Genomic DNA, 22,450 nt, shown 5'->3' with positions numbered 1-22,450 from the left:
TCCGCGTACAGGAGTGAATCCATGAGACTGCCCACCCAGCGAGCCGATCTCATCGGGTTGCTCACCGGCCGGTCGGCCGAACAGCCGTCGGACGTCGCGTACGTGTTCGCCGACGGCGAGGGCGGCGAGCGCCGGGTCACCTACCGGGAGCTCGACACCGCCGCGCGGGTCGTGGCGGTCCGGCTGCTGGCCGCCGACGTGCGGCCCGGCGACCGGGCGCTGCTGCTCTACCCGCCCGGCGCGGAGTACGTCACCGCGTTCTTCGGCTGCCTGTACGCCGGCGTGACGGCGGTGCCGGTGTACCCGCCGGCGAATCGGCTGGGACTGGAGCGGGTGCTCGCGGTGTCCGCGGACTCCGGCGCGGTGGTGGCCATGACCGACGCGGCGAGCCTGGCAGCCGTCCGCGCGCGGTTCGACGGCCCGGACGGCCCCGGTGTCGAATCCGTGCGTTGGCTGCTGGCCACCGAGGACGCCGGTACCGCCGAGGCCGGGGACTGGACGGCCGGGTCCCCGGACCCGGCCGCGATCGCGTTCCTGCAGTACACCTCCGGTTCCACCGCGCGGCCGAAGGGTGTCCTGGTCAGCCACGGCAACCTGCTGGAGAACTCGGCGGTGATCGCCGGCGTGCTCTCCCCGGATCGGGACACCCGCAGCGTGAGCTGGCTGCCGCCCTACCACGACATGGGCCTGATCGGCGGGATCCTTCAGCCGCTCTACAGTGGGTTCCCGGGGATGTTGTTGCCCCCCTTGGCTTTCCTGCATCGTCCGGTGCGCTGGCTGCGGGCGATCAGCGAGTTCGGCGCGACGGCCAGCGCGGCTCCCGACTTCGCCTACGCCGAATGCGTGCGCCGTATCAGCGACGAGGAGATCGCCGAGCTGGACCTGAGCCGCTGGCGGCACGCGCTGGTCGGCGCGGAGCCGGTGCGCTCGCAGACTTTGCGTGCCTTCGCCGACCGCTTCGGCCCGGCCGGGTTCCGCGCCGAAGCGTTCCTGCCCTGTTACGGGCTCGCGGAGGCGACGTTGTTCGTGACCGGCGTGTCGAAGCCCGCTCTCCCGGCTGAGCTGACCGTCGATCGTGGCGAGCTGTCCGCGGGGACCGCCGTCGAGGCCGAATCGGGCGTGACACTGGTCGGCTGCGGGCCGGTTCAAGGTGCCGCGCTCGCCCTCGCCGACCCAGTGACCCTTCGCGAGTGTCCGGACGGGAGCGTCGGCGAAATCTGGGTCAGCGGGCCTTCGGTGGCCGCGGGTTACTGGCAGGCCCCGGAAGAGACCGAGCGCGCGTTCGGTGCCCGGCTGGCCGGCGACGACCAGGACCGGACCTGGCTGCGTACCGGCGATCTCGGCTTCCGGCGCGCGGGCGAACTCTTCGTGACCGGCAGGCTCAAGGAGCTGATCGTGGTCCGCGGCGCGAACCACTACCCGGCCGACATCGAGCTGACGGCGGCGCGGGCGAGCACGGCGCTGGCCGCGGGCCGGGCTGCCGCGTTCGCGGTCGAAGACGCGGAAACCGAGCGGGTCGTCCTGGTGCACGAAGTGGCCAGAGGTGTCGCACCCGCCGATCTCGCGGAGGCGATTCGCGCGGTGCGCGAAGCCGTCACCGGCGAGCATGGACTCGATCTGCACGATATCGCGTTGGTACGCCCCGGAAGCGTGCCGAGAACCTCCAGCGGCAAGGTCCGCCGGTCCGCCTGCCGCGACGCCTACCTCGCCGGGACGCTGCCGGTGCTGGCCACCATGACGGTCCCAGACACCCGGCAGCCCGAAAAGCCCGCTGTCGAAGCGCCCGACGCCGTAACGGAGCTGGTCGCCGAAGCGCTCCAGCTCACCCCTTCCGCGCTGGAACCGGACCGGCCGCTTGTCGGCCAGGGTCTCGACTCCCTGCGTGCGACGCGGCTGCGTGCGGCGTTGCAGACCGAGCTCGGCGTCGAGGTGGCACTGGACTGGCTGCTGTCCGGTGGGACGGCGGCGGAGATCGCCAAGAGCGCCATCGCCGAGACCACACGGGAAAGCACTCGCGGGATCCCACGGCTTGCCGACGACACGACGGCACCCGCGTCGTTCGGGCAGGAGCGGTTGTGGCTGCTCGACCAGATCGGCGCCTCGGCCGCGTACCACATCGCCGGTCGTGTCGACTGGCCCGGTGAACCCGGCCACCAGGCCCTTCTCGACGGGATCCGCCTGCTCATCGACCGGCATGCCTTGTTGCGCACCGGTTTCCGGCTCGACGCCGACGGGCAGGTCGGACAGCACGTGTCCGCCGACGCCGCGGCCCGGTTCGACCTCGCGGTGCTGCGGGTGGCAGACGACACGGCGCTCGGCGAGGCCTGCGCGCGGTTCGCCGCGGAACCGTTCGACCTCGGCTCGCCGCCGTTGCTGCGTGCGGCCCTGATGCGGGTCTCCGCGACCGGCCGGTGGGTGCTCGCGTTGTGCGTGCACCACATCGTGGCCGACGACGTCTCGCTGGGCATCCTGACCTCGGAACTGTCCATAGTGTACGCAGCGCTGGCGGGCGGCACCGTTCCGGTACTGCCCGAAGTGCCGACGAGCTACCGGGATTTCGCCGCGTGGCAACGGGAATCGGCCTCTCGCGAAGGCTTCGGCGAGGCCGAGGCCTACTGGCGGGAACGGCTGGACGGCGCGGTCCCGCTCGAACTGCCCGCCGACGGGCCGTCGGAGGCGACCCGATCGTTCGCGGGCGCCACGCTGGCCACCGAAGTCCCACCGGACCTGGTCTCGAAGGTGCGTGAACTGGCGGCCGCCCATGAGCTGACGCCGTTCATGGTGCTGGCCGCGGCTTGGTCGGTGGTGCTGTCGCGGTGGTCCGGGCAGGTCGACGTGGTACTCGGTACGGCCACCGCGGGCCGGTCCCGACCGGAACTGTCCGAAGTGGTCGGATTTTTCGCGAACACCTTGCCGTTGCGGGTGAATCTCGGCGACGAACCGAGCTTCGGTGAACTGCTCGGCCGGGTACGGGAAGCATGCCTGGGTGCGTACGCGCATCAGGAACTGCCCTTCGAACGGATCGTGCGCACCGCCGGGCAGGACCAGGGTGGCGTGCACGGACTGTCGATCGTGCGGAACCTACTCGTGCTCCGTGACCGGCTGCCGGTACTGGCGTCGGCCCAGGTCGAGCAGATCCCCACGGCGACGGCGAAGTTCGATGTCTCCCTCGAGCTTTCCCCGGCGGCGGCCGGCGGCCTGACGGGTTTTCTGGAGTACGCCGAGGATGTTCTCACCGCAACCGCGGCCGCCGGATTGCTGTCGGCCTTCGCGGAGGTGCTGCGGGCCGGCGTCGCCGACGCAGGGCTCCCGGTGTGGCGGCTGCCGATCATGCCGCGGGCCGCGGGATCCGACGTCCTCCGGCTCGGTTTCGGCGGTGAGCCGTCCACGGGGCATCCGACGACGGTCGCGTGGTTCGAAGCGGCCGCGGACCGGGCGGGCGCCGAGCAGGCGTTGTTCATGGACAACGGCGAGGCGCTGTCGATGCGGGAGGTCGAAGAGCGCGCGAATCGGCTCGCGTGGTGGTTGCGCGGGCGGGGCGTGGAACGCGGGTCGCGGGTCGGGGTCTGCCTGGAGCGCGGCACCGACCTCATCGTGGCACTGTGGGGGATCTGGAAGGCGGGCGGCGTGTACGTCCCGCTGGATCCCGCCAATCCCGCCGGACGGCTGGCGCGGATGGTCGCCGAGGCCGACCTGGTGAAGGTCTTGACGACACGGTCGTTGCACGAACTGCTGCCTGCCGGCGTCGACCGCGTTCGCCTCGACGACGGCGACCTGGTGCGCGAGATCGCCGCGCAGCCCACCGGACGACCGGCCATCGTGGTCGGTGCGGAGGATCCGGCGTACGTGCTGTTCACCTCCGGCTCCACGGGTGCGCCGAAGGGCGTGGTGAACACCCACGGCGGACTGACGAATCGGCTGCGGACGTTCGAAGAACGGCTGGACCTGACCGGGGACGACGTCGCGCTGATCAAGACGCCGATCGGGTTCGACGTGTCAGTGCCGGAGCTGGTGTGGCCGTTGCTGACCGGGGCGCGGATGGTGCTCGCGGAACCCGGTGGTCACCGCGATCCGGTGTACCTGCACGGCGTGCTCGAGCGCCATGGCGTGACGATCTGCCATTTCGTGCCGTTGATGCTGCGTGCTTTCCTCGATTGCGGTGTGGTGGGCCGGTACCCGGCGCTGCGCGTGGTGATGGCCAGCGGGGAGGAGTTGCCCGCCGGTCTGGCGGGCGAGTTCCTGCGGGCCTACCCCGGCGTGCGGCTCGTCAACACCTACGGCCCGGCGGAAACGGCCGTCGACATAACCCTGCACGAGGTCGCCGAACCGCTCGGATCGCGGGTGTCGCTGGGTGGCCCGACCCCCGGCGTGACGCTGTACGTGCTGGACCGGCGGTTGACCCCGGTGCCGGTGGGTGTGGTCGGCGAGCTGTTCATCGGCGGCCGCCAGCTCGCCTCGGGCTACGCGGGACAGCCGAACCTGACCGCCGCGAAGTTCGTGCCGAGCCCGTTCGGTGACGGCGAGCGGCTGTACGCGACCGGAGACCAGGTCCGGTGGATCGACGACGGGACGCTGGAGTTCTGGGGACGTCAGGACTTCCAGGTCAAGATCCGGGGCCAGCGGGTGGAGCTGGGTGAGGTCGAGGCGGCGCTGCGGGAAATCGCGGGAGTCGCCGACGCCGTCGTCGTCGCCACCGACGATGCGCGGGGTGACCGGTTCCTGGCGGCATACCTGGTGGCCGACACCGGCACCCCGCCGGACTCCGGCAGGCTGCACACCGCGCTGGGGGAGCGCCTGCCGCCGCACATGATCCCGTCCGTGTTCACCTGGCTGCCGTCGATTCCGGTTTCCGCGAACGGGAAGGTCGACCGGCCCGCGTTGCCCGCCGTCACGCGGACCCGGGACACCGGGACCCCGCACGTCGCACCGCGGGACGAGCTGGAGACCCGGCTCGCCGACATCTGGACCGAGGTCCTCGGTGTGCCACGGATCGGCGTGCACGACAGCTTCTTCGACCTCGGCGGGCATTCGCTGCTCGCCACCAAGGTGCTGAGCCGGATCAGGGCGATGCTGCGCGTCGAACTGCCGCTGGCCGATCTGCTCACCGCGCACCTGACCGTGGCGCTGCTCGCCGAACAGGTGCGGGAACGGCGGCTCCAGCAGGCATCGCCGTCCGATCTGCGGGAGGTGCTCGCCATGGTGGCGGAACTGTCCGAGTCCGAGACCGCGGCGCGGCTGGCGGTGCGCCCGGAAACGTTGTGAGCAGGCGAAACTGACGCTGTCAGTGGCTTACCGGACTTGTGGCCCGAGGGGGGACGCCGTGACGATTTCGTGGTCGCACGCCGTCACACCGTACTGGAGTGGGTAATGGCCGGGGAACCGTACGAATCGTTCAGCCAGGCCTCCTCTTTCCACCGTGGACTCTGGTTCCTCGCCCAGATCGATCCCGGCGGCGCCGCCTACAACCTCGCGTTCGCCTGGCGGTTGTCCGGCGAAGTGGACGTTCCCGCCCTGCGAGCGGCCTTCGGCGGGCTCAGCGAGCGCCACCCGGCCCTGCGCACCAGGTTCGCCGAGTCGGCGGGGATGCCGACGCGGGTCGTCGACGAACCGGCGAGTCCCCTGTCCTTCGTACCGGACGAGGCCGGGTCCGAGGCCGCGGCGCTGCACCTGCTGGAGACCGCCGCCCGCGTTCCGATCGACCTCGCGGCCGGGCCGGTCTTCCGTGCCACGCTCGTCCGCTACGGCCCCGGCGAGTATCTGCTCGGCGTGGTGGTTCACCAGATCGCGTTCGACCAGCGGTCGGTCCGGTTGCTGGCCAGGGACCTGTCCGAGTTCTACGCGGCGGAGACCGGCGACAGGGCCGCTTCGCTGCCACCGGTCGATGCGCACGCCGTCCCGGGGGATGAGGCAGGAGACTCCGGGGTGGCGCTGCGGTACTGGGAGCGCCGGCTCGACGGCTTCCCGGTGGGCCTCGAACTCCCGAGATTGACGAAGGGCGGTGGAGACGGCCGCGCGACCTCGTCCGCCACCCTGTCGTTCGACCTCGCGGACGCGGCGGTGGACACCGTCGCCGGACAGACCGGCTGCCCGGCCTCCACGGTTTTGCTGGCGACCTGGGCGTTGCTGCTGCACCGCTACAGCCGTCAGTCCGACATCATGATCGGTACGTCGGTGCTCGCCGACCACGGCGACTCGCGCGAGAACATCGCCTGCCTGCAACATATTCTCGCGTTGCGCCTCGATCTGACCGGAGACCCGGGGTTCGGCGAGCTGACCGCTCGGGTGCGCGACACCTTGCGCGACGCCGTGGCCCACCGCGAGATCGGGTTCGACGACGTCGTCAGGGTGGCCAGCCCGAGCCGCCGTGGCCGGGGCGACTCGCTGTTCGAGGTGTGGTTCGAAGTCACCGAAGCGGGCGCGGCCGACCTCGCCCTGCCCGGCGTCGAAGCCACCTGGCTCGACGTGCCCGCTCCCGAGGCCAGGTACCCGCTCGCACTGCGGGCACGCCGCCTCGGTGACGGCTGGCGGTTGTCCTTCGACTACGCGACCGCCGAGTTCGCCGCGGACACGATCGCCGCGCTGGGGCGGCACTTCTCCCGGCTGCTCACCGGGATCGCGGCGGGTGGCGATCCGCGATCGTCCCGGATTTCCTTGCTGGGCCCCGAAGAGCGCGACGCGCTGCTCGCCTCTCGTAGCCAGGGCGCCGTCGCCGTCGCCGCCACCCCGCCGGGCACGCTGGTGAGTGTCTTCGAGGAGCAGGTGGCCTGTTCGCCTGACCGCATCGCCGTCCGTCTCGGCTCGGCGGAGCTGAGCTACGAGGCGCTCAACGGGAAGGCGAATCTGCTCGCCACCCGGTTGCGCGCGGCGGGGGTCGGGCCGGACACGCGGGTCGCGCTGTACCTGGAACGCGGCCTGGAGCTGGTGGTGGCCGTCCTCGGCGTGCTGAAGGCCGGTGGCGCGTATGTCGCCATCGACCAGCGCAACCCGGCGGACCGGATCGGCGCCGTACTGGCCGAAGTGGCCGCACCGGTGCTGCTGACCACGAAGGGACTGCGAGGCAAGCTGCCGGAGACCACGGCCGAGATCTGGTCGCTGGACGGCGTTCATCGGGAACCGGGGGTGCCGGACAACCCGGCTACCGGCCTCACCCCGGAAAACCTGGCGTACGTCACCTACACCTCCGGGTCCACCGGCGGCCCCAAGGGCATCGCGATGCCCCATCGGGCCGTCGTCAACCTGCTCGGCTGGCAGGCCGCGCACTACGGGATGAGCCGGGACGACCCGCCGCGCACACTGCAGTTCGCTTCGCTGGCCTTCGACGTGTCCGTCCAGGACATGTTTTCGACCTGGCTGGTCGGCGGCGAACTCGTGCTCATCACCGAGGACGAGCGGTTCGAGCTGGCCAGGCTGCACACGGTCCTGGAGGCGCGGCAGGTCCGGCGGCTGTTCATCCCGGCGCCCGCGTTGCAGCAGGTGGCCGCGGGCTACCGGGAGGCAGGCGTGCTGCCCGCCGCGCTGCGCACCGTCATCTCCGGGTCCGAGCAGTTCATGGCGACCCCGGACGTCCGGCGGCTGGCCGGCACGCCCGGAATGGCGCTGCACAACGAGTACGGGCCGTCCGAGACCCATGTCGTCACCTGTTACGACCTGCCGCTGACGACCGGGGACTGGCCGGCGCCGGTCCCGGTGGGCCGCCCGATCGCCAACGCGTCGGTCTACCTCCTCGACGAGCGCGGCGAGGTCGTACCCGACGGGGTGATCGGCGAGATCCACATCGGTGGCGAAGGGCTGGCCCGCGGGTATCTCGGCCGCGCGGGCGTCTCGGCCGAACGGTTCCTGCCCGATCCGTTCGCGGCGGGCACCGGACGCCGGATGTACCGCACCGGCGACCTCGGCCGCTGGCTGCCGAGCGGCGACCTGGAGTTCCTCGGCCGCGCCGATTTCCAGGTCAAGATCCGCGGCTTCCGGGTGGAACTCGCCGAGGTCGAAGCCGCGCTGGAGAGCGATCCGCGGGTCAGTGAGGCGATCGTGCTGGTGCGGGAGGTGGCGGGCGACGCCCGGCTGGTCGGCTATGTGTGCTGCCCCGGTCACGGCGCCGAAGACCTCGCCCAGCAGTTGCGGGCGCACGCCGCGTCGAAGGTGCCCGACTACATGGTGCCCAGCAGCGTGGTGGTGCTGGACAGGCTGCCGCTGACCGCGAACGGGAAGGTCGACCGCCGCGCGCTGCCCGAGCCGCGGCGAGCCGACGAAGAGCGAGCCGGGCGGGTCGCGCCGGAGACCCCCACCCAGCGTCTGCTCGCCGAGATCTGGGCGACCGCGCTGGGCGTGCCGGAGGTCGGCTGTGACGAGGACTTCTTCGATCTCGGTGGGCATTCGTTGCTGGCGACCAAGGTGCTGGCGAGAGTGCGCGCGTCGTTCGCGGTGGACATCCCGCTGCGAGCGCTGTTCGAGTTCCCGACCGTGGCCGAGTTCGCGTTGGCGGTGCAGGACGCCGCGGCGGTCGAAGAGCCGACCGGGACGAGATGACTGGGGCCGGTTACGGGCCGGCGGATACCTGGCCGGCCGGCAACCACCGACAAGGAGGCGTATCTGTGAACCTGCCAGACGAAGTGACCAGGCGGTACCGCGAGGAGGGATACTTCGTCCACGAAGGCCTCTTCACCCCGGGAGAACTCGCTGTGCTCCGCGACGAGGCCCAGGCCGAGTTCGGGCGGCCAGGGCCGCATCGCACCCTGGAAAGCGACTCCGGGAAGGTCCGGGCCGTGCACGGCGTGCACCGGACGAACGACGTGTTCCACCGGCTCGTCCGGGATCCGCGGCTGATGCGGGCCGCGAGTGAACTGCTCGGCGACGACGTCTACATCCACCAGTTCAAAATCAACGCGAAGCACGGTCTTGGCGGCGGGATCTGGGAGTGGCACCAGGACTTCCTGTTCTGGCAGCGGGAAGACGGCATGCCTGCCCCGGAAGCGCTGAGCGCGGTGTTGTTCCTCGACCCGGTGACGGAGTTCAACGGACCGCTCTACCTGGTGCCCGGTTCGCACCGTGAACTGCTGCCGGTCACCTTCGACGAGGAGGAGAACTGGGCGTCGACGCTGGCCGCCTCGCTGAAGTACCGGATAGCGCCCGACGCGCTCAGCGAGTGCATGCTGCGCAACGGCATGGTCGCGCCCCACGGCGATCCGGGCACCGTATTGTTCTTCCACGGCCAGATGCTGCACGGCTCGCCGCCCAACATGTCCGCGATCAGCCGCCGCCTGGTGATCATCACCTTCAACGCGGTGCGCAACGTGCCGCAGTCGGTGGACCAGACCCGCCCCGAATTCCTCGCCGAACGGGACAGCACCCCGCTGGTCCCCGGTGCCACCGACGAACTGCTGCGTGCCAGGGTGACCGCCGCTTCGGGCGAACAGCCGTAACGACGTCGCACGACACGGTCGCGCCAGCCGGATCGAGGTTCTTGGAATAGGGTGAACCGGGACATCCGAATGGGAAGGCGTTGTGCATGACGAGTCGGTTCGAATGGTTGACCATCGACAGCGTGGACCCGCGGCGGCTGGCGCATTTCTGGTGCGGAGTTCTGGATTACATCGTTTACGAGGACAAGAACGGCGCCGTGGTCGAGATCGGGCCCGATCCGGAGGAGCCGGACGAACAGCGGCTGGCCGCGTTGCGTGGCGGGCCCGCGGTGCCGAGTATGGCCTTCGTCCGCGTTCCCGAGGGCAAGACCATCGCCAAGAACCGGCTGCACCTCGAGGTCTGCCCGATCGACAGTGACCAGCAGACCGAACTGGACCGGTTGCTCGCGCTCGGCGCGGCCAAGACGGACGTGGGACAGGGAGAAGGCCGGTCCTGGGTGGTACTGGCCGACCCGGAAGGAAACGAGTTCTGCCTGGCACGCAGCCTCGCGCCGGGGGAATTCGAACTGTAGTACGGAATTGCCGGGCGGATCCGCGGGACGGCCGCCCACTCCGAAGGCCCGCTCTCGGCCGGCGCGTTCGATCCGCTGTGTTCGAGTAGTGCTGGGGAAAGGACGCGGAGATGTCGAACCGTCGGACGGGGGATGGCGGGTTCCATTATTCCGAGGAGTGGGTTCCGGTCGATTCACTGCTTCCCGCGGATTCGCCGAGGCTGGCCGGTGAGAGCGCCGAACACATCCGGGTGCTGGCTTTGTCGGAGGCGGTGTTGCCGCCGATAGTCGTGCAGTTGGCGACCAGGCGCGTGATCGACGGAATGCACCGGCTGCGGGCGGCCAGGCTGTGTGGCCGCACCGAGATCCTGGTCCGGTTCTACGACGGTGACGACGACGACGCCTTCGTCATCGCGGTGGAGACGAACATCGCGCACGGACTGCCGCTGTCGCAGGCCGATCGCACCGCGGCGTCGGCACGGATCATCCACACCCGCCCGCAGTGGTCGGATCGGAAAGTCGCTTCGGTCACCGGTCTTTCGGCGACGACGGTCGGCGCCATCCGGCGGCGTTCGGCCGGAGGGGCAGGGCAGGCGAAGGCGTCGACCCGGATCGGCCGGGACGGCAAGTCCCGTCCACTCGACGCCGCCCAAGGCAGGCTGCTGGCGGGTGACCTGATGAAGCGGCGGCCGGAGGCGCCGATCCGCGAGATCGCCGCGGCGGCGGGGGTCTCCCCGGCCACCGCCTTGGACGTTCGCCGCAGGCTCCGCAACGGCGAACACCCGCTTCCCCGGCGGCAACGAGCGATTCGTCCGGCGCGGGCCGGGGAACACCAGGAGGCCGACGCCCTGCCGGGGCTGGACCGGCGGGCGGCACTCCTGGAACTGGGCAAGGATCCGTCGCTCCGGTTCACCGACGGGGGGCGTGCGCTGCTGCGATGGCTGGACGCGCACACGGCGGGTATGGAGGAGTGGAAGCAGCACATCGACCACCTTCCGCCGCATTCCCTGCGAACCGTTGCGAAGCTGGCGCAGCAGAACAGCGTTGCCTGGCAAGAGGTTCTTGAGTACCTTGAAGACAGGATATCGTGAGATTCGTCCACGTCGTCCGGAGTTCGCCAGGGAGCCGATCGTCGTCGGCCGATGTTCAACTGAAGGATCCGGGCAGTTGAATAGCGCACGGAGACACGCCAGATATGCCGGAGGCGCGCCAACGAACCTGATCACTGCATCCGTTCGATCGAGGGGGCTACCGTGATGCGGGTCAATGTTCTTGTCGGTTCATCGAATTATCTCGCTGATCTCGTCCACGAGCTGACGAATTCCGGAATCAAGGCCGCCCCGTCGAAATCCCTGTCCGACAGCGAGATCCTCTGGTCCGCCGACGTGGTCCTCGTCGACGCGGACATGCTGCGTTCGGACCGGGATCTGTTGCATATCGCCGAAATGGCCCAGGTCACCGCGGTACTCGTCCTCGAGGACAGTGCGACAGAGGCTGATCGCGAGGCGTATCTCGAGGCCGGGGCCGCCGGCGTGATCAGCAAGCACGACTCGATCGGGCACCTCGTGTCCGTGGTCTGGGCGGTCACTTCCGGACGCGAGGTGGCCGATCGTCGTGACGTCGAGATCCCGGCGGCCCGGGAGCAGTCGGACCCGGTGGAGGGCAACCTCTCGGAGCGGGAACAACAGGTGCTGTTCCAGATCTCGCGAGGCCTGACCCACGGCCAGATCGCGACCAGGCTGGGAATCAGCCCGCATACCGTGGACACCTACGTCAAACGCATCCGGGCGAAGCTCGGCGTGGGCAACAAGGCCGAACTCACCAGAGCCGCCCTGCTGCGCGGGGCGACAGCACCCAGCGTCCCCGCCCCGGGATGAAGCGCAATGGTTCCGAGGGCTGCGGTCGGCCAAGTACATGAAGGCCCCCTTCCTTGCGCTAGGCGCAAGGAAGGGGGCCTTCATGTACTTGAGGATACGGTCGAACTGGATGCAAGCGGACATTTCTCCTTGAGGGCTTCAGGCGAGGTCGCTCCCGATCACGTCGAGCACGTGCCGTAAACCGTTGTCGTCGAGGAAATGCCCGGTGTCGAGGACGTCCAGGTCGAAGGTCGCGGACGTCTCCGCGCGCCACGGCGCCATCCGCGCCGGTGACGCCTCGAAGTCGTCACGCCCGGCGAACGCGTGAATAGGGACATCCAGCTTCGCCGACGGGGCATACGCGTGAGTGCCGAGAACCGTCAGATCGGCACGCAGTGCGGGCAGCAACGCCATGAGCAGATCGTTGTCGTCGAGCACTTCCGGCGGTGTGCCCCCCAGTTCCCGCATGTACGCGACAAGCTGCTCGTCGGTTTCGTTCCAGCCACGTACCACTTCTTCCAGCACCGGGCCCGAACTGCTTGCCACGTAAAGCTTTCGTGGCATCGGGAGGCACCGGTCACGCAGTGCGTGCGCCAGTGCCCAGGAAACCCGGGCGCCCATACTGGCGCCGTAGCAGGCGAAAGGGTGGTCGAGCGCCGGTTTGAGCACCTCGACGAGCCGGTCGACGAGCGCGGTCATGCTGGTATAGGGCGCCTCCCCGAACCGGTCCGCGCGGCCGGGAAGCTGTACGGCGACCGGCTCGACGGAGTGCGGCAGCAACCGCTGCCAGTCCCGGAACATCGACGCACTGCCACCGGCGTAGTGGAAGCACAGCAACCTGATCCTGGCGTCCTCGCACCGGCCCATGCCCTTGAGCCAGCGGCGCTCGTCCACGCTCAGTACCTGCGGCCGAGTCCACCGGACAACACGCTCAGCAGCTCGGGTGGCGCGTCGATGAACCGGTGGTGTTTGCCGGGCAGCAGCTCGAAAGTCGTTTCCCCGCAAGCCGTCCACCCACCCATGGTGTCGTGGCGGATCTCGACGTCCTCGGTCCAGCCGATCGTGGTGACCGGGCAATCGAGCCGGAACGGATCGGGCATCACGTATCGCTTGTTGGTCTCCACGTCTTCACGCAGCACTTCGACGTAGAACGAGATGAGGTCCGGGTTCGGCTCGGACCCGAGCTGCCGGCTCAGCGTGGTCAGCTCCTCGGCGAGTTCGTCGTCGTCCATCTCCAGGAAACGGCCGAACGGGCCGTCCTGGGGTGCCACCTGGGACGAGATGTACACCGTGGCGGGCTGGGGGAGCCCCGCCCTGGTGATCTCCGACGAGACCTCATAGGCGGCGAGCGCCGAACCGCAATGTCCGAAGAAGGCGTAAGGCAGATCGAAATACGGCTCGAGCCCGGCGGCCATCAGCTTCGCCAGCTCCTGGTAGGTCTCGAAGTTGGGCTCGGCCAGCCGGGTCTCGTGCCCGGGCAGCTCCACCGGCAGCAGGTCGACACCCTCGTACTGGCGCGGCCAGTTCCGGTACATGCTGGCGCCGCAGCCGGAATAGGGGATCAGGAACACCCTGCCGGTGGCTTCGGCCGACGGTTCGCGTGGCAGCCACTTGTTTCGTCGTTTGCGCATCGGTGGCACTCCAGAGGTCAACGTGTCCTGGCGGCGATGGGCAGGTGCTTGTAGCCGGAGATGAAGTTCGAGCGCAGCCGCGCGCGTTCGCCCGCGGACTCGAATCCGGTGAACCGGGTGAGCAGCTCGTCGAACACGATCCGGAGCGTGACGCGGGCGACGTTGTGCCCGACGCAGTAATGCGGCCCCAGGCCGAACGAGACATGCCGGTTGGGCCTGCGCCGCAACTGGAACTCCATCGCGTCGGGGAAGGCCTCCTCGTCCCGGTTGACCGCGCCGAACCAGACCGCGACGGCGTCGCCCGCCTTGATCTTCGTGCCGCGGATCTCGGTGTCTTCGACGGCGTAGCGCATGAAGTGGCTGACCGGCGAAGCGAGCCGCATCGCCTCTTCCGTCGCGGTCGGCGTGACGCTCAGATCGGCCGCCCACTCCTCGAGCAGGCCGTCCTCCATGTGCTCGGCGAGGACGTAGGTCGGCGAGTGCGGGGTGGTGACGGCGGCGCCGAGCAACACGCTGTAGCAGTTGGACATCACTTCGCCCGGCGACATGGGGCGCCCGTCGATCTCGGTGGCGATCAGCACGCTGATCAGGTCGTCACCGAGGTTCTTGCGCCGCTCGTGGAAGATGTCCTGGAAGTAGGCGAACAGTTCGCGGTGCGCGTTGTCCAGCGTGGCCTGGGTTCCGCCGGGGAGCAGGTAATCGGGATCCTCGGGGGCGCTCGACGCGGTGAGCAGCCGCACGAGCTCCGGCCAGTCCTGCCGCGGCAGCCCCATCGCCGTTCCGCCGACCGCCACCGGGAGGGCCAGCATCGCCTCGGCGAAGTCGAAGGTCCCGCCGTCGGCGAGCGGTTCGAGTGCTTCGACCACGAGCTCACGGATCATCTCGTGCTGGCGCTCGATCGGTTTGATCGCCAGCGCTTTCTGCAGGGACGCGCGCATCGTCGTGTGGCGCGGCGGATCGGTCGCCGGCAGTTGCCTGCCGCCCGCCGGGTCCTGGATGCCGAGCATGCACAGCATCGTGCCCCGTTCCGAGGTGAACGTCCCGGCGTCACGAAGGACGAGGTGCGCGTCTTCGAACTTGACCACGGACCAGAAGCCCCGCCGCTCGTCCACCTGTTTCCAGCTGAGCCCGTCCAGGCCGCGAAGGTCCTCCCAGACCGAGAGGTAGTCCCCGTCGCTGTAGAGCACGGGATCGTCGACGCCCGTCGCGGCCCCGCTCACCGGGCATCCGGTCGCCGGACGCCGGTCCATCGTCTGGTCATCGAACTGTCGCATCAGCCGTCGCCTCCAAAGGATCCGTCGCGTCGTCACCGAGTTGCTTGCGCAGCTCCTCGGCGAGTTCCGCGATGGTCGGCCGCAGGTACAGGGTGCGGGCGGGCAAACTGACCTCGAACTCCTCTTGGAGCCCCGCGAGCAGTTCGGCGGCCAGCAGTGAATGCCCGTCCAGGTCGAAGAAGTTGTCGTGGATCCCGACCGGCTCGACCATCAGCGCGTCACTCCAGATCTCGGCGAGCCGCTGCTCGAGGGGATCCGCCGGCGCCGCGTAGTCGTCGGGCACGTTGCGCGGGACCTTCGCGCGCGGCAGGACCGATCGGTTCACCTTGCCGTTGCCGTTCAACGGGATGTCGGGCAGCACGATGACCGCCCACGGCACGAGATGGGGCGGCAGCGTTTCCCGGAGCCGCTCACGAAGGGTGATGCCGAAAGCGTTCCAGTCGTCCTGGGGCATCCGCCCGACCGCGACATAGGCGATCAGCCGGGAGTCGCCCGCCCCGTCGATGTGCGCGAGCGCGGCGGCCTGCTCGACGCCGGGTTGCCCCAGCAGCTCCATCTCCACGGTGCTGGGTTCGACCCGGTAGCCGCGGATCCTGATCTGGCGGTCTCCCCGGCCCAGGAAGTCGAGCGTGCCGTCGTCGGCCCAGCGCACGAGGTCCCCGGTCCGGTACATCCGGCCTCCCGGCCGGGCCGGGTCCAGGTCCGCCACGAACTTCTCCGCCGTGGCACCGGGTCTGTTCAAGTATCCGGTGGCGACCCCGTCGCCGCCGACCCAGAGCTCGCCGACGTCGCCGCGGGCCACCGGCCGCATCGCGTCGTCGAGGACCGCGACCGTGGTGCCGTCGATCGGCACCCCGATGGGCACGCGGGGAGCGTCGCCACTGTCCCGGGTCGTCCAGCACGTGGTAAAGGTGGTGTTCTCGGTGGGGCCGTATCCGTTGGTGAAGACGAGATGCGGGTACGCGGCGAGTACGCGTTGTACGTGTGAGGGCGACAGGACATCGCCGCCGGAAAGGAGGTGCCGCACCCCGGCGAGGCAGTCGAGCTGATGGGTGACGATCTTGTGGAACAGCCCGGAGGTCAGCCATAGCACGGAGATCTTCTCCGCGCGGATCAGCTCGGCGATCTCGGCCAGATCGGCGAAGCCTGGCGGGGCGAGCGCGAGCCGGTTGCCCTTGACCAGCGGCATCCAGATCTCGAACGTCGAGACGTCGAAGCCGACCCTGGTCATCTGCAGGAACACGTCGTCTTCCCGGACCTCGATCCAGGACGGGGCGTCGAGCAGCCGGTGGATCGCGCGGTGGGAGACCACGACACCCTTCGGCTCACCGGTGGATCCCGAGGTGTAGCAGACGTAGGCGGGCGTGTCGGGCACGACCTCCGGCGCGTGGACCGGCTCCGCTCGCCCGGTGCGGACGTCCTCGTACCGCAACACGATCGGGACGTCGGGCGCCTGCTCCCGGGTGGCTTCCGTGATCACGGCGAATCGCGTTCGCGCGTCCCGCACGAGCCGGGCTCGTTGCTCGGCCAGTTCGGCCGGATCGAGGTACAGGTACGCGCCACCCGCTTTGAGCACCGCCGTCAGGGTGACGATCAGTTCCGGCGACCGCTCGAGTACGACCGCGACCACTGACCCGCCTCGGACCCCGGCGCCGCGGATACGGTGCGCCAGTTCGTCCGAGGCGGTGTCGAGCTGGCGGTAGGTCAGCGTTTGCCCGCGGTAGGAGACCGCGATCGCGTCCGGTGTCCTGGCGGCCTGGTCCGCCACCATTTCGTGCACGCACGGCCGCGTGGTCGAGGGCTGTTCGATGCTCATGGGTGATTCCATCGTTCCTGACTCTTGCGACGTCGGACGGCGAAGGGTGCGGTCACTGGTTGGACGCCGTGACGGCGTCGCGCCGCGCGCTGCGCGGCCGCAGATCGGTCCAGTTCTGTTCGATGTAGTCGAGGCACGCCTGGCGGGAATCCTCACGGTGGGCGATCGTCCAGCCGGACGGCACGGCCAGCGTCGCGGGCCAGAGTGAGTACTGCTCCTCATCGTTGACAAGCACCGAGAAGGTCCCGTCGGGATCGTCGAACTGGTTCATGCCGCCGGCTCCTTGCCTAGTGTCGCGAGTCGAAAATCAGCGCCGTAAGTCTGGGTGATGACCATGGAATGCCCCATCGACGCCCATGTGCACGCTCTCGAGTGGCGATTCGGGTTGGTGAGGGGTAAGGCAACGATGGCGTCTTACGTGCTCGCTCGGGTGCTGATCTGGGTGTCGCGAAAGCCACTTTCGGGACAACAGATGTCCCGAAAGTGGCTTTCGCGACCTGCTCGGTGCGTGTGGTGTGGTCACGAAGCGGCACCTCTGCCTTACCCCTCAGGAGAACCCGAATCGCCACTCACGACCTCACTCTCCTGGACGATCGACGAGCAGGGCACGTCACGCCGGATGCGGTACGCGAACTTCCGGTGCACGACACGGGAAACCCAGCGTCGGTGAGCGCCATCGATTCGCGGCTGTACGGGGAAACCACGTCGTGACGGTGACAGTACCGACGCGGCGTGCGGCGTCCCTGTCCCTCCTTCCTGTGACACCACGGCGATCTTGGCCGCCGGTAGGTTGGCCGTGTCCCCGGCCGCGCGGGAAGGTGAACTGCTGATGGTCGATTTCGAGGTACGCCCGAACCGGCAGCCCGTGCCGGAGGCGAAGCGGAAGGCGATTCTGGCCTCGCCGGGGTTCGGCAAGACCTTCACCGATCACATGGTCACGCTGCGCTGGTCGGCCGAACGCGGCTGGCACGACGGGCGCCTCGAGCCCTATGGGCCGTTCATGCTCGACCCCGCGACCTCGGTGTTCCACTATGCCCAGGAATGCTTCGAGGGCATGAAGGCCTACCGTCAGGCCAACGGGATGATCGCGTTGTTCCGCCCGGACGCGAACGCGGCCAGGTTCACCGGATCGGCCGAGCGGATGGCGATGCCCGAGCTGCCGGAGGAGCTCTTCGTCCGCGCGCTGGAACTGCTCGTCAGTCAGGACAGCGACTGGGTGCCGGACGCCGTGGGCACGAGTCTCTACCTGCGCCCGTTCATGATCGCCACGCAGCGGGGCCTGGGGTTCACCCTGCCGTCGGACAGCTACCTCTTCTGCGTGATCGCCTCGCCGGCGACCGCCGCGTTCGGTGCCGGGGACGTGCCGAGGCCGCTCAACGTGTGGTTGTCCGAGGACTACACCCGCGCCGCGCCCGGCGGAACCGGGGCCGCCAAGGCAGGCGGGAACTACGGGGGGACGTTCAAGGCCACGCGGCAGGCGGTGGACAACGGATGCGATCAGGTGGTGTGGCTGGACGCGGCCGAGCACACCTGGGTCGAGGAAATGGGCGGGATGAACCTGTTCTTCGTCTACGCGCCCGACAGCGACGGCAGACCGCGAATCGTGACCCCGCCCCTGACCGGGACCCTGCTGCCAGGGGTGACCCGCGACTCGCTGCTGGCGTTGGCGCCCGAGCTCGGCATCGCGACCGGGCAAAGCCGGATCTCGGTCGGCCAATGGCGGCGGCAGTGTGCCTCCGGTGAACTGACCGAGGTGTTCGCTTGCGGTACGGCAGCGGTGATAGCGCCGGTGGGGATGGTCAAGAGTGTGTCGGGGGAATGGCAGATCGGCGACCGCAGACCGGGCCCGGTGACCCTGCGGCTGCGCGAGGAGCTGCTGGGCATCCAGCACGGTCATCGACCCGATCCCTTTTCCTGGGTGCACAAGGTGTGCTGACGGCGGCGGCGGGTGGTGTCATCCGCTCGCGTTCGACTGAAGGATCCGGACAGTTGAACGCGAGTGTCTCGGGGAGAAACTTCGATGCTGTGAGGTACTGCTGTGAGGAATGATTCACCGCCGAACACGCGCAACGCGGAACTGGGTGCCGAGGGCAACCCGTACGACCTCATCGGCGTGGGTTTCGGGCCGTCGAACCTCGCCCTCGCCATCGCGGCCGAAGAACTCGACAGCGAACGGAGTTGTCTCTTCTTCGAGCGAAGCTCCCGGCTGCGGTGGCACCCCGGGATGCTGATCGACGGCTCACGCATGCAGATCTCGTTCCTGAAGGACCTGGTCTCACTGCGCAACCTGGCCAGCCGGTACACCTTCCTGCAGTACACCAAGGCCAAGGGCCGCCTCGAGCAGTTCGTGAACCTGAACGACTTCCGGCCGACCAGGCTGGAGTACCAGGACTACCTGGAATGGGTGGCGGAATCGTTCTCCGATCAGGTCCGCTACAACTCCGAGGTCACCAGGGTGACGCCGATCCGGCGGGCGGGTGAGGACGCGCACCGGTTGTTCCGGGTGGAGGCGCGTGACACCGGTACCGGGCAGACGACCATCCGTTACGCGGCCAACGTCGTGCACGCCGCCGGTGGACGGCCCCGGCTGCCCGCCGGTGGTGTCTGCGCCGGCCCGGCCGTGGTGCACTCCAGTGATTTCCTGCCGCGGTTCCCCGACCACTTCGCCGACCGGTCGCGTCCTTACGAATTCGGTGTCGCCGGCGACGGCCAGAGCGCCGGTGAGATCGCCGCGTATCTGCTGAGCCGGTATCCCGCGAGTCGCGTGCACCTCCTGCATTCCGGCTATGCGCTGCGGGCGGCCGACAGCAACCCGTTCGTCAACGAGCAGTTCTTCGAAGGCAAGGCGAACTCCTTCCACGCCAGGACGAAATCGGACCGGGCGGGGCTGCGGGCGGAGCTGCGCAACACCAACTACGGAGTGGTGGAACCCGGCTTCCTCGACGACCTCTACCGGATGGTGTACGACGACGAGGTCCGCGGTACCCGCAGGCTGATCGTCCACCCGGGCACCAAGGTCACCGCCGTCGGTGCGGACGGCACCGCCCTGCGGGTCGCGGTCACCGATCGGCGCGGCGGGGACGAGGAGATCCGGTGTGACGGGGTGGTGCTGGCCACCGGGTACGTCCGCGAGCTGGACGAGGCGATCTTCGCGGACCTGGCGCCGTTCCTGCGGGAAGAATCCGGAGATCTCGTGCTGTCACCCGAATACCGGGTGCGCACCACCGCGGAACTGGAAGGCGGCTTCTACGTCCAGGGCTACGGCGAGTCTTCGTTCGGTCTCGGCGACACCTTGTTGTCCCTGTTGCCGTTCCGGGCCAAACAGATCTTCACCGACCTCTGCAAGCAGACCCCGCCGCCGGTGCGGACCCGACGGCCGGTCGAGGTGTCCAGGGCGTCGGCGTATCCGCCGCCGCAGTACGTCGAAACCGATCCGGAGAAGATCTACGCGGTGATGGAGCGGTTCACCTTCGCCACCCTGATCTCCGCCCGGGGCGCGGAGGATCCGGTGGTGACGCACCTGCCGATGACGCTCGACCGGGCGCGCGGCGAGCACGGAGTCCTTTTCGGACACCTGGACCGGGCCAACCCGCACGTGCAGCTCATCGACGGCCACCAGTTGACCGTGCTGTTCCACGGGCCGAACGCCTATCTTCCCCCGCAGGTCTTCGAAACCAGCGTGCTCCCCACCTGGAACTCGATGAACGTGCATGTGCGAGGCCGTGGCCGCCTGCTTCCCGATCGGGCCGCACTGCTGGCCGGGCTCTCCGGTATCTGCGTGAAAGCCGATCCCGGTGAGAATTCCTATCGACTGGACCTCGACGATCCGCGCATTGACCGGATGATCGAGCACATAGTAGGTTTCGAAATAGAGATCCATGAATTGGTGGGCCGGTTCAAGCTGTCCCAGGAACTCGATGACCAGAACAGAAGGCTGGCCGCCTCCGTGCTGTCGGCCACAGCGCGGCGCGGTGAACTCGAACTGATCGAGGAAATCGTCGGGCTGAATGTCGTCCAGGGATGACAATGCGAGAAGAACAGACCTCACGAAACCTCGATCGCGCGTTCGTGCGCTCGGTGCTGAGCGCCGCGAAATCCGGGAAAGGCGCTGTCCTGCTGTATGAGGGAGCGCCGCAGACAGGGAAGACCTGGGTGCTCGGCGAAGTCCTCGGGCTCGCGGCGGACGCCGGATTCGCGACCATCCGGCTCGGCGCGGACGAACACCCGGCCGTCGGCGCGGCCACGCACGCGGAACCGACCGTCGTGGCGATAGACGACGTGCATCGTGCCTCGCCCGGCTTCGCGCGAGAGCTGCTGGCCATGGTCACCGCCGGGACACGAACGGTCTGGGTGCTGGCCCGTGAATCCGGCGCGGGCTGTCCCGAGGTCGAGCGGCTTTGCCGGGTGCTCGGCGACACGAGGGCGGAACTCGTCCCGTGGACGGAGGACGAGACCGCCTGTTATCTCACCGATCGGCTGCACGCCACGCCGGATCTCGCGCTGACCCGCCTGGCCAATACCGCCGGCGGAAACCCGGCCCTGCTCGAAGCGCTCGTCGACGGCTTGTCGCACGAGGGTTTCCTCGAGGTCGGCGACGGGTGCGCGCGACTGGTCAAACCCGGGCTGCCCGAAGGCGTGCTGTCCGCGGTACGTGACCGCGTCCTGCGGTTGTGCGGCGAGCAACTGGCTCGGGACGCGCTTGTCGAGCTCACCCGGTCCGCGCTTCCGGCAGGCGGCGTTCCCGCCGGTGTCGTCCGTGAGCCGCGGGAGACGATGGCCCGCGCGGCCAAGGCTTGGTATTCGGGGGACCTGTCCCTCGGCTTACGGCTGGCCCATCAGGCGATTTCGGAGAGCGGGCGGCTCGCCGCCGACGAGGCGCCCGCCGAGGTGGAGATCGCGGCCGCCGTCGTACTCGCCGACGCGTCCCGGTTCGAGGAGTGCGACGCGACACTGGCCGCGGTCCGTGATCGGATGCGGTGGACCGGGCAGACCCGATGGGAGGCCCCGTGGTCGGCGGCGAAGGCCCGCCGGCTGGCGAAGGCCGGGCGGCTGAGCGACGCCGTCGCGGTGGTGAACAGCCGAGACAGCGCGGAGTTGTCCTCGTCCGAGCTGGCGGTGCTCGCACTGGCCGCGCTTCGTGATGGCGACATCGCGAAGTCGGCACGGTATGTGCGCCGGTGCAAGCTTATCGAGGGCGATCCGGCGGAGTACGGCTCGGTCGTCTTGCAGCTCGCCGAAGCCCAGTACGGCCCCGAGCACGCGTTGTCGCTGATGAAGGAGATGTACGGGACGGGACGGCGGCTGCGGGAGCTGCTCGTGCACGAGCCGTCGGTGGCCGCGCTGATCGTGCGGGTCGCCCGGTGCGGCGACGACCTCCCCACCGCGCGGTGGGTCTGCGGACTGATCGGCGATCTGGCGGAGGACGACCTGCCTGCCTTCCGGGCGGCAGACCTGCACGCGCACGGATTGTCGCGGCGGGACACCGGCCTTCTGGCCCAGGCGCGGCTGCTCTACGCGGACAGCTGGTCGCGCGCCAGGGTGGTCGAAGACATCGCCGACATCGCGCCGGCCGACGCGAGCCCGCGAACGGCCAACGCGCTCCAGGAGGCGCTTTCGCTGTATTCGGAGGCGGCCGCGGCACGCGACTTCGCCAGGGTCCGAAGCAGGCTGCGTTCGGTCGGCGTCTACGACACTTATGCGCGTTTCAGTGGAATTCCCGGGGTGACGTTCCGGGATCTGACGGACAAACAGGAAAGCATCGTCCGGCTGGTGGCCGACGGCCTGACGAACCACCAGATCGCGAACCAGGTGTTCGTCACCACGCATACGGTCAATTTTCATCTCAGGAAGATCTTTCGCAAGATCGGCGTGAATTCGCGGGTGGAATTGGCCGCGTTGTACAAGTCTTGGGCAAGTTCGGAATTGCCGCGTTCGGGTTGATGACCATCGGGGGCGCCACCGGC

Annotated in this window: 14 protein-coding genes; 9 read left to right on the top strand and 5 right to left on the bottom strand. The window is 69.1% G+C overall.

The window, feature by feature from the left end:
* The first annotated feature begins 21 nt into the window (after positions 1-21).
* The 6 genes from BS329_RS36140 (at position 22) to BS329_RS36115 (ending at position 11,787) form a co-directional block, all read left to right on the top strand.
* Entirely contained in the window at positions 22-5,262 is a 5,241-nt protein-coding gene (locus BS329_RS36140; RefSeq protein WP_076167371.1) for a non-ribosomal peptide synthetase, read from the top strand.
* A gap of 105 nt (positions 5,263-5,367) precedes the next feature.
* Positions 5,368-8,526 (top strand): non-ribosomal peptide synthetase, encoded by a 3,159-nt coding sequence (locus BS329_RS36135; protein ID WP_076167370.1) that lies wholly within the window; start codon positions 5,368-5,370, stop codon positions 8,524-8,526.
* Positions 8,527-8,591: 65 nt separating this feature from the next.
* Positions 8,592-9,419, top strand: a complete 828-nt coding sequence (locus tag BS329_RS36130; protein ID WP_158075862.1) for a phytanoyl-CoA dioxygenase family protein — start codon at positions 8,592-8,594, stop codon at positions 9,417-9,419.
* Between the two features lie 86 nt (positions 9,420-9,505).
* Positions 9,506-9,931 carry a VOC family protein gene (locus BS329_RS36125; protein WP_076167368.1) on the top strand — a complete coding sequence of 142 codons (426 nt, stop codon included), beginning with the start codon at positions 9,506-9,508 and terminating at the stop codon, positions 9,929-9,931.
* 110 nt (positions 9,932-10,041) lie between these two features.
* Positions 10,042-11,001, top strand: a complete 960-nt coding sequence (locus BS329_RS36120) for a ParB/RepB/Spo0J family partition protein (protein ID WP_076167367.1) — start codon at positions 10,042-10,044, stop codon at positions 10,999-11,001.
* A 165-nt stretch (positions 11,002-11,166) separates the two neighbouring features.
* On the top strand, positions 11,167-11,787 hold the full coding sequence (locus BS329_RS36115; RefSeq protein WP_076167365.1) for a helix-turn-helix transcriptional regulator: 621 nt from the start codon (positions 11,167-11,169) through the stop codon (positions 11,785-11,787).
* Positions 11,788-11,925: 138 nt separating this feature from the next.
* On the opposite strand, the gene BS329_RS36110 is transcribed toward BS329_RS36115, so the two are convergent.
* Genes BS329_RS36110 through BS329_RS36090 form a run of 5 tightly spaced genes read right to left on the bottom strand, consistent with a single transcriptional unit; the run spans position 11,926 to position 16,758 of the window.
* A complete protein-coding gene (locus BS329_RS36110; protein WP_244197430.1) occupies positions 11,926-12,660 on the bottom strand; it encodes a thioesterase II family protein in 735 nt (244 codons plus the stop codon).
* A 2-nt stretch (positions 12,661-12,662) separates the two neighbouring features.
* Positions 12,663-13,397: a thioesterase II family protein gene (locus BS329_RS36105; RefSeq protein ID WP_076167364.1), complete on the bottom strand. Its 735-nt coding sequence runs from the start codon at positions 13,395-13,397 to the stop codon at positions 12,663-12,665.
* A 17-nt stretch (positions 13,398-13,414) separates the two neighbouring features.
* Positions 13,415-14,671, bottom strand: a complete 1,257-nt coding sequence (locus tag BS329_RS36100; RefSeq protein ID WP_244197429.1) for a cytochrome P450 — start codon at positions 14,669-14,671, stop codon at positions 13,415-13,417.
* Positions 14,655-16,487: a non-ribosomal peptide synthetase gene (locus tag BS329_RS36095; RefSeq protein WP_244197428.1), complete on the bottom strand. Its 1,833-nt coding sequence runs from the start codon at positions 16,485-16,487 to the stop codon at positions 14,655-14,657. Before BS329_RS36095 ends, BS329_RS36100 begins: the two co-directional genes overlap by 17 nt.
* Before the next feature lie 52 nt (positions 16,488-16,539).
* Positions 16,540-16,758, bottom strand: coding sequence for an MbtH family protein (locus tag BS329_RS36090; protein ID WP_076167362.1), 219 nt, complete (start codon positions 16,756-16,758; stop codon positions 16,540-16,542).
* A gap of 558 nt (positions 16,759-17,316) precedes the next feature.
* On the opposite strand from BS329_RS36090, the gene BS329_RS36085 reads away from it, so the two are divergent.
* The 3 genes from BS329_RS36085 to BS329_RS36075 all read left to right on the top strand — a co-directional run bounded on the left by BS329_RS36085 (position 17,317) and on the right by BS329_RS36075 (position 22,427).
* Entirely contained in the window at positions 17,317-18,423 is a 1,107-nt protein-coding gene (locus tag BS329_RS36085) for a branched-chain amino acid aminotransferase (protein WP_076167495.1), read from the top strand.
* Positions 18,424-18,525: 102 nt separating this feature from the next.
* Positions 18,526-20,511 carry a SidA/IucD/PvdA family monooxygenase gene (locus BS329_RS36080; protein WP_076167361.1) on the top strand — a complete coding sequence of 662 codons (1,986 nt, stop codon included), beginning with the start codon at positions 18,526-18,528 and terminating at the stop codon, positions 20,509-20,511.
* Positions 20,508-22,427 (top strand): helix-turn-helix domain-containing protein, encoded by a 1,920-nt coding sequence (locus BS329_RS36075; protein ID WP_143253341.1) that lies wholly within the window; start codon positions 20,508-20,510, stop codon positions 22,425-22,427. The genes BS329_RS36080 and BS329_RS36075 overlap by 4 nt, the downstream gene beginning before the upstream one ends.
* Positions 22,428-22,450 lie beyond the last annotated feature (23 nt).

Source organism: Amycolatopsis coloradensis, assembly GCF_001953865.1.
Classification (GTDB): domain Bacteria; phylum Actinomycetota; class Actinomycetes; order Mycobacteriales; family Pseudonocardiaceae; genus Amycolatopsis; species Amycolatopsis coloradensis.
This window is presented reverse-complemented; position numbering and strand designations above follow the sequence as displayed.

Coding starts and splice junctions, on each gene's coding strand:
- BS329_RS36140 (WP_076167371.1), top strand. CDS start 22: ATGAGACTGCCCACCCAGCGAGCCGATCTCATCGGGTTGCTCACCGGC.
- BS329_RS36135 (WP_076167370.1), top strand. CDS start 5,368: ATGGCCGGGGAACCGTACGAATCGTTCAGCCAGGCCTCCTCTTTCCAC.
- BS329_RS36125 (WP_076167368.1), top strand. CDS start 9,506: ATGACGAGTCGGTTCGAATGGTTGACCATCGACAGCGTGGACCCGCGG.
- BS329_RS36120 (WP_076167367.1), top strand. CDS start 10,042: ATGTCGAACCGTCGGACGGGGGATGGCGGGTTCCATTATTCCGAGGAG.
- BS329_RS36115 (WP_076167365.1), top strand. CDS start 11,167: ATGCGGGTCAATGTTCTTGTCGGTTCATCGAATTATCTCGCTGATCTC.
- BS329_RS36105 (WP_076167364.1), bottom strand. CDS start 13,397: ATGCGCAAACGACGAAACAAGTGGCTGCCACGCGAACCGTCGGCCGAA.
- BS329_RS36100 (WP_244197429.1), bottom strand. CDS start 14,671: ATGCGACAGTTCGATGACCAGACGATGGACCGGCGTCCGGCGACCGGA.
- BS329_RS36095 (WP_244197428.1), bottom strand. CDS start 16,487: ATGAGCATCGAACAGCCCTCGACCACGCGGCCGTGCGTGCACGAAATG.
- BS329_RS36090 (WP_076167362.1), bottom strand. CDS start 16,758: ATGAACCAGTTCGACGATCCCGACGGGACCTTCTCGGTGCTTGTCAAC.
- BS329_RS36085 (WP_076167495.1), top strand. CDS start 17,317: ATGGTCGATTTCGAGGTACGCCCGAACCGGCAGCCCGTGCCGGAGGCG.
- BS329_RS36075 (WP_143253341.1), top strand. CDS start 20,508: ATGACAATGCGAGAAGAACAGACCTCACGAAACCTCGATCGCGCGTTC.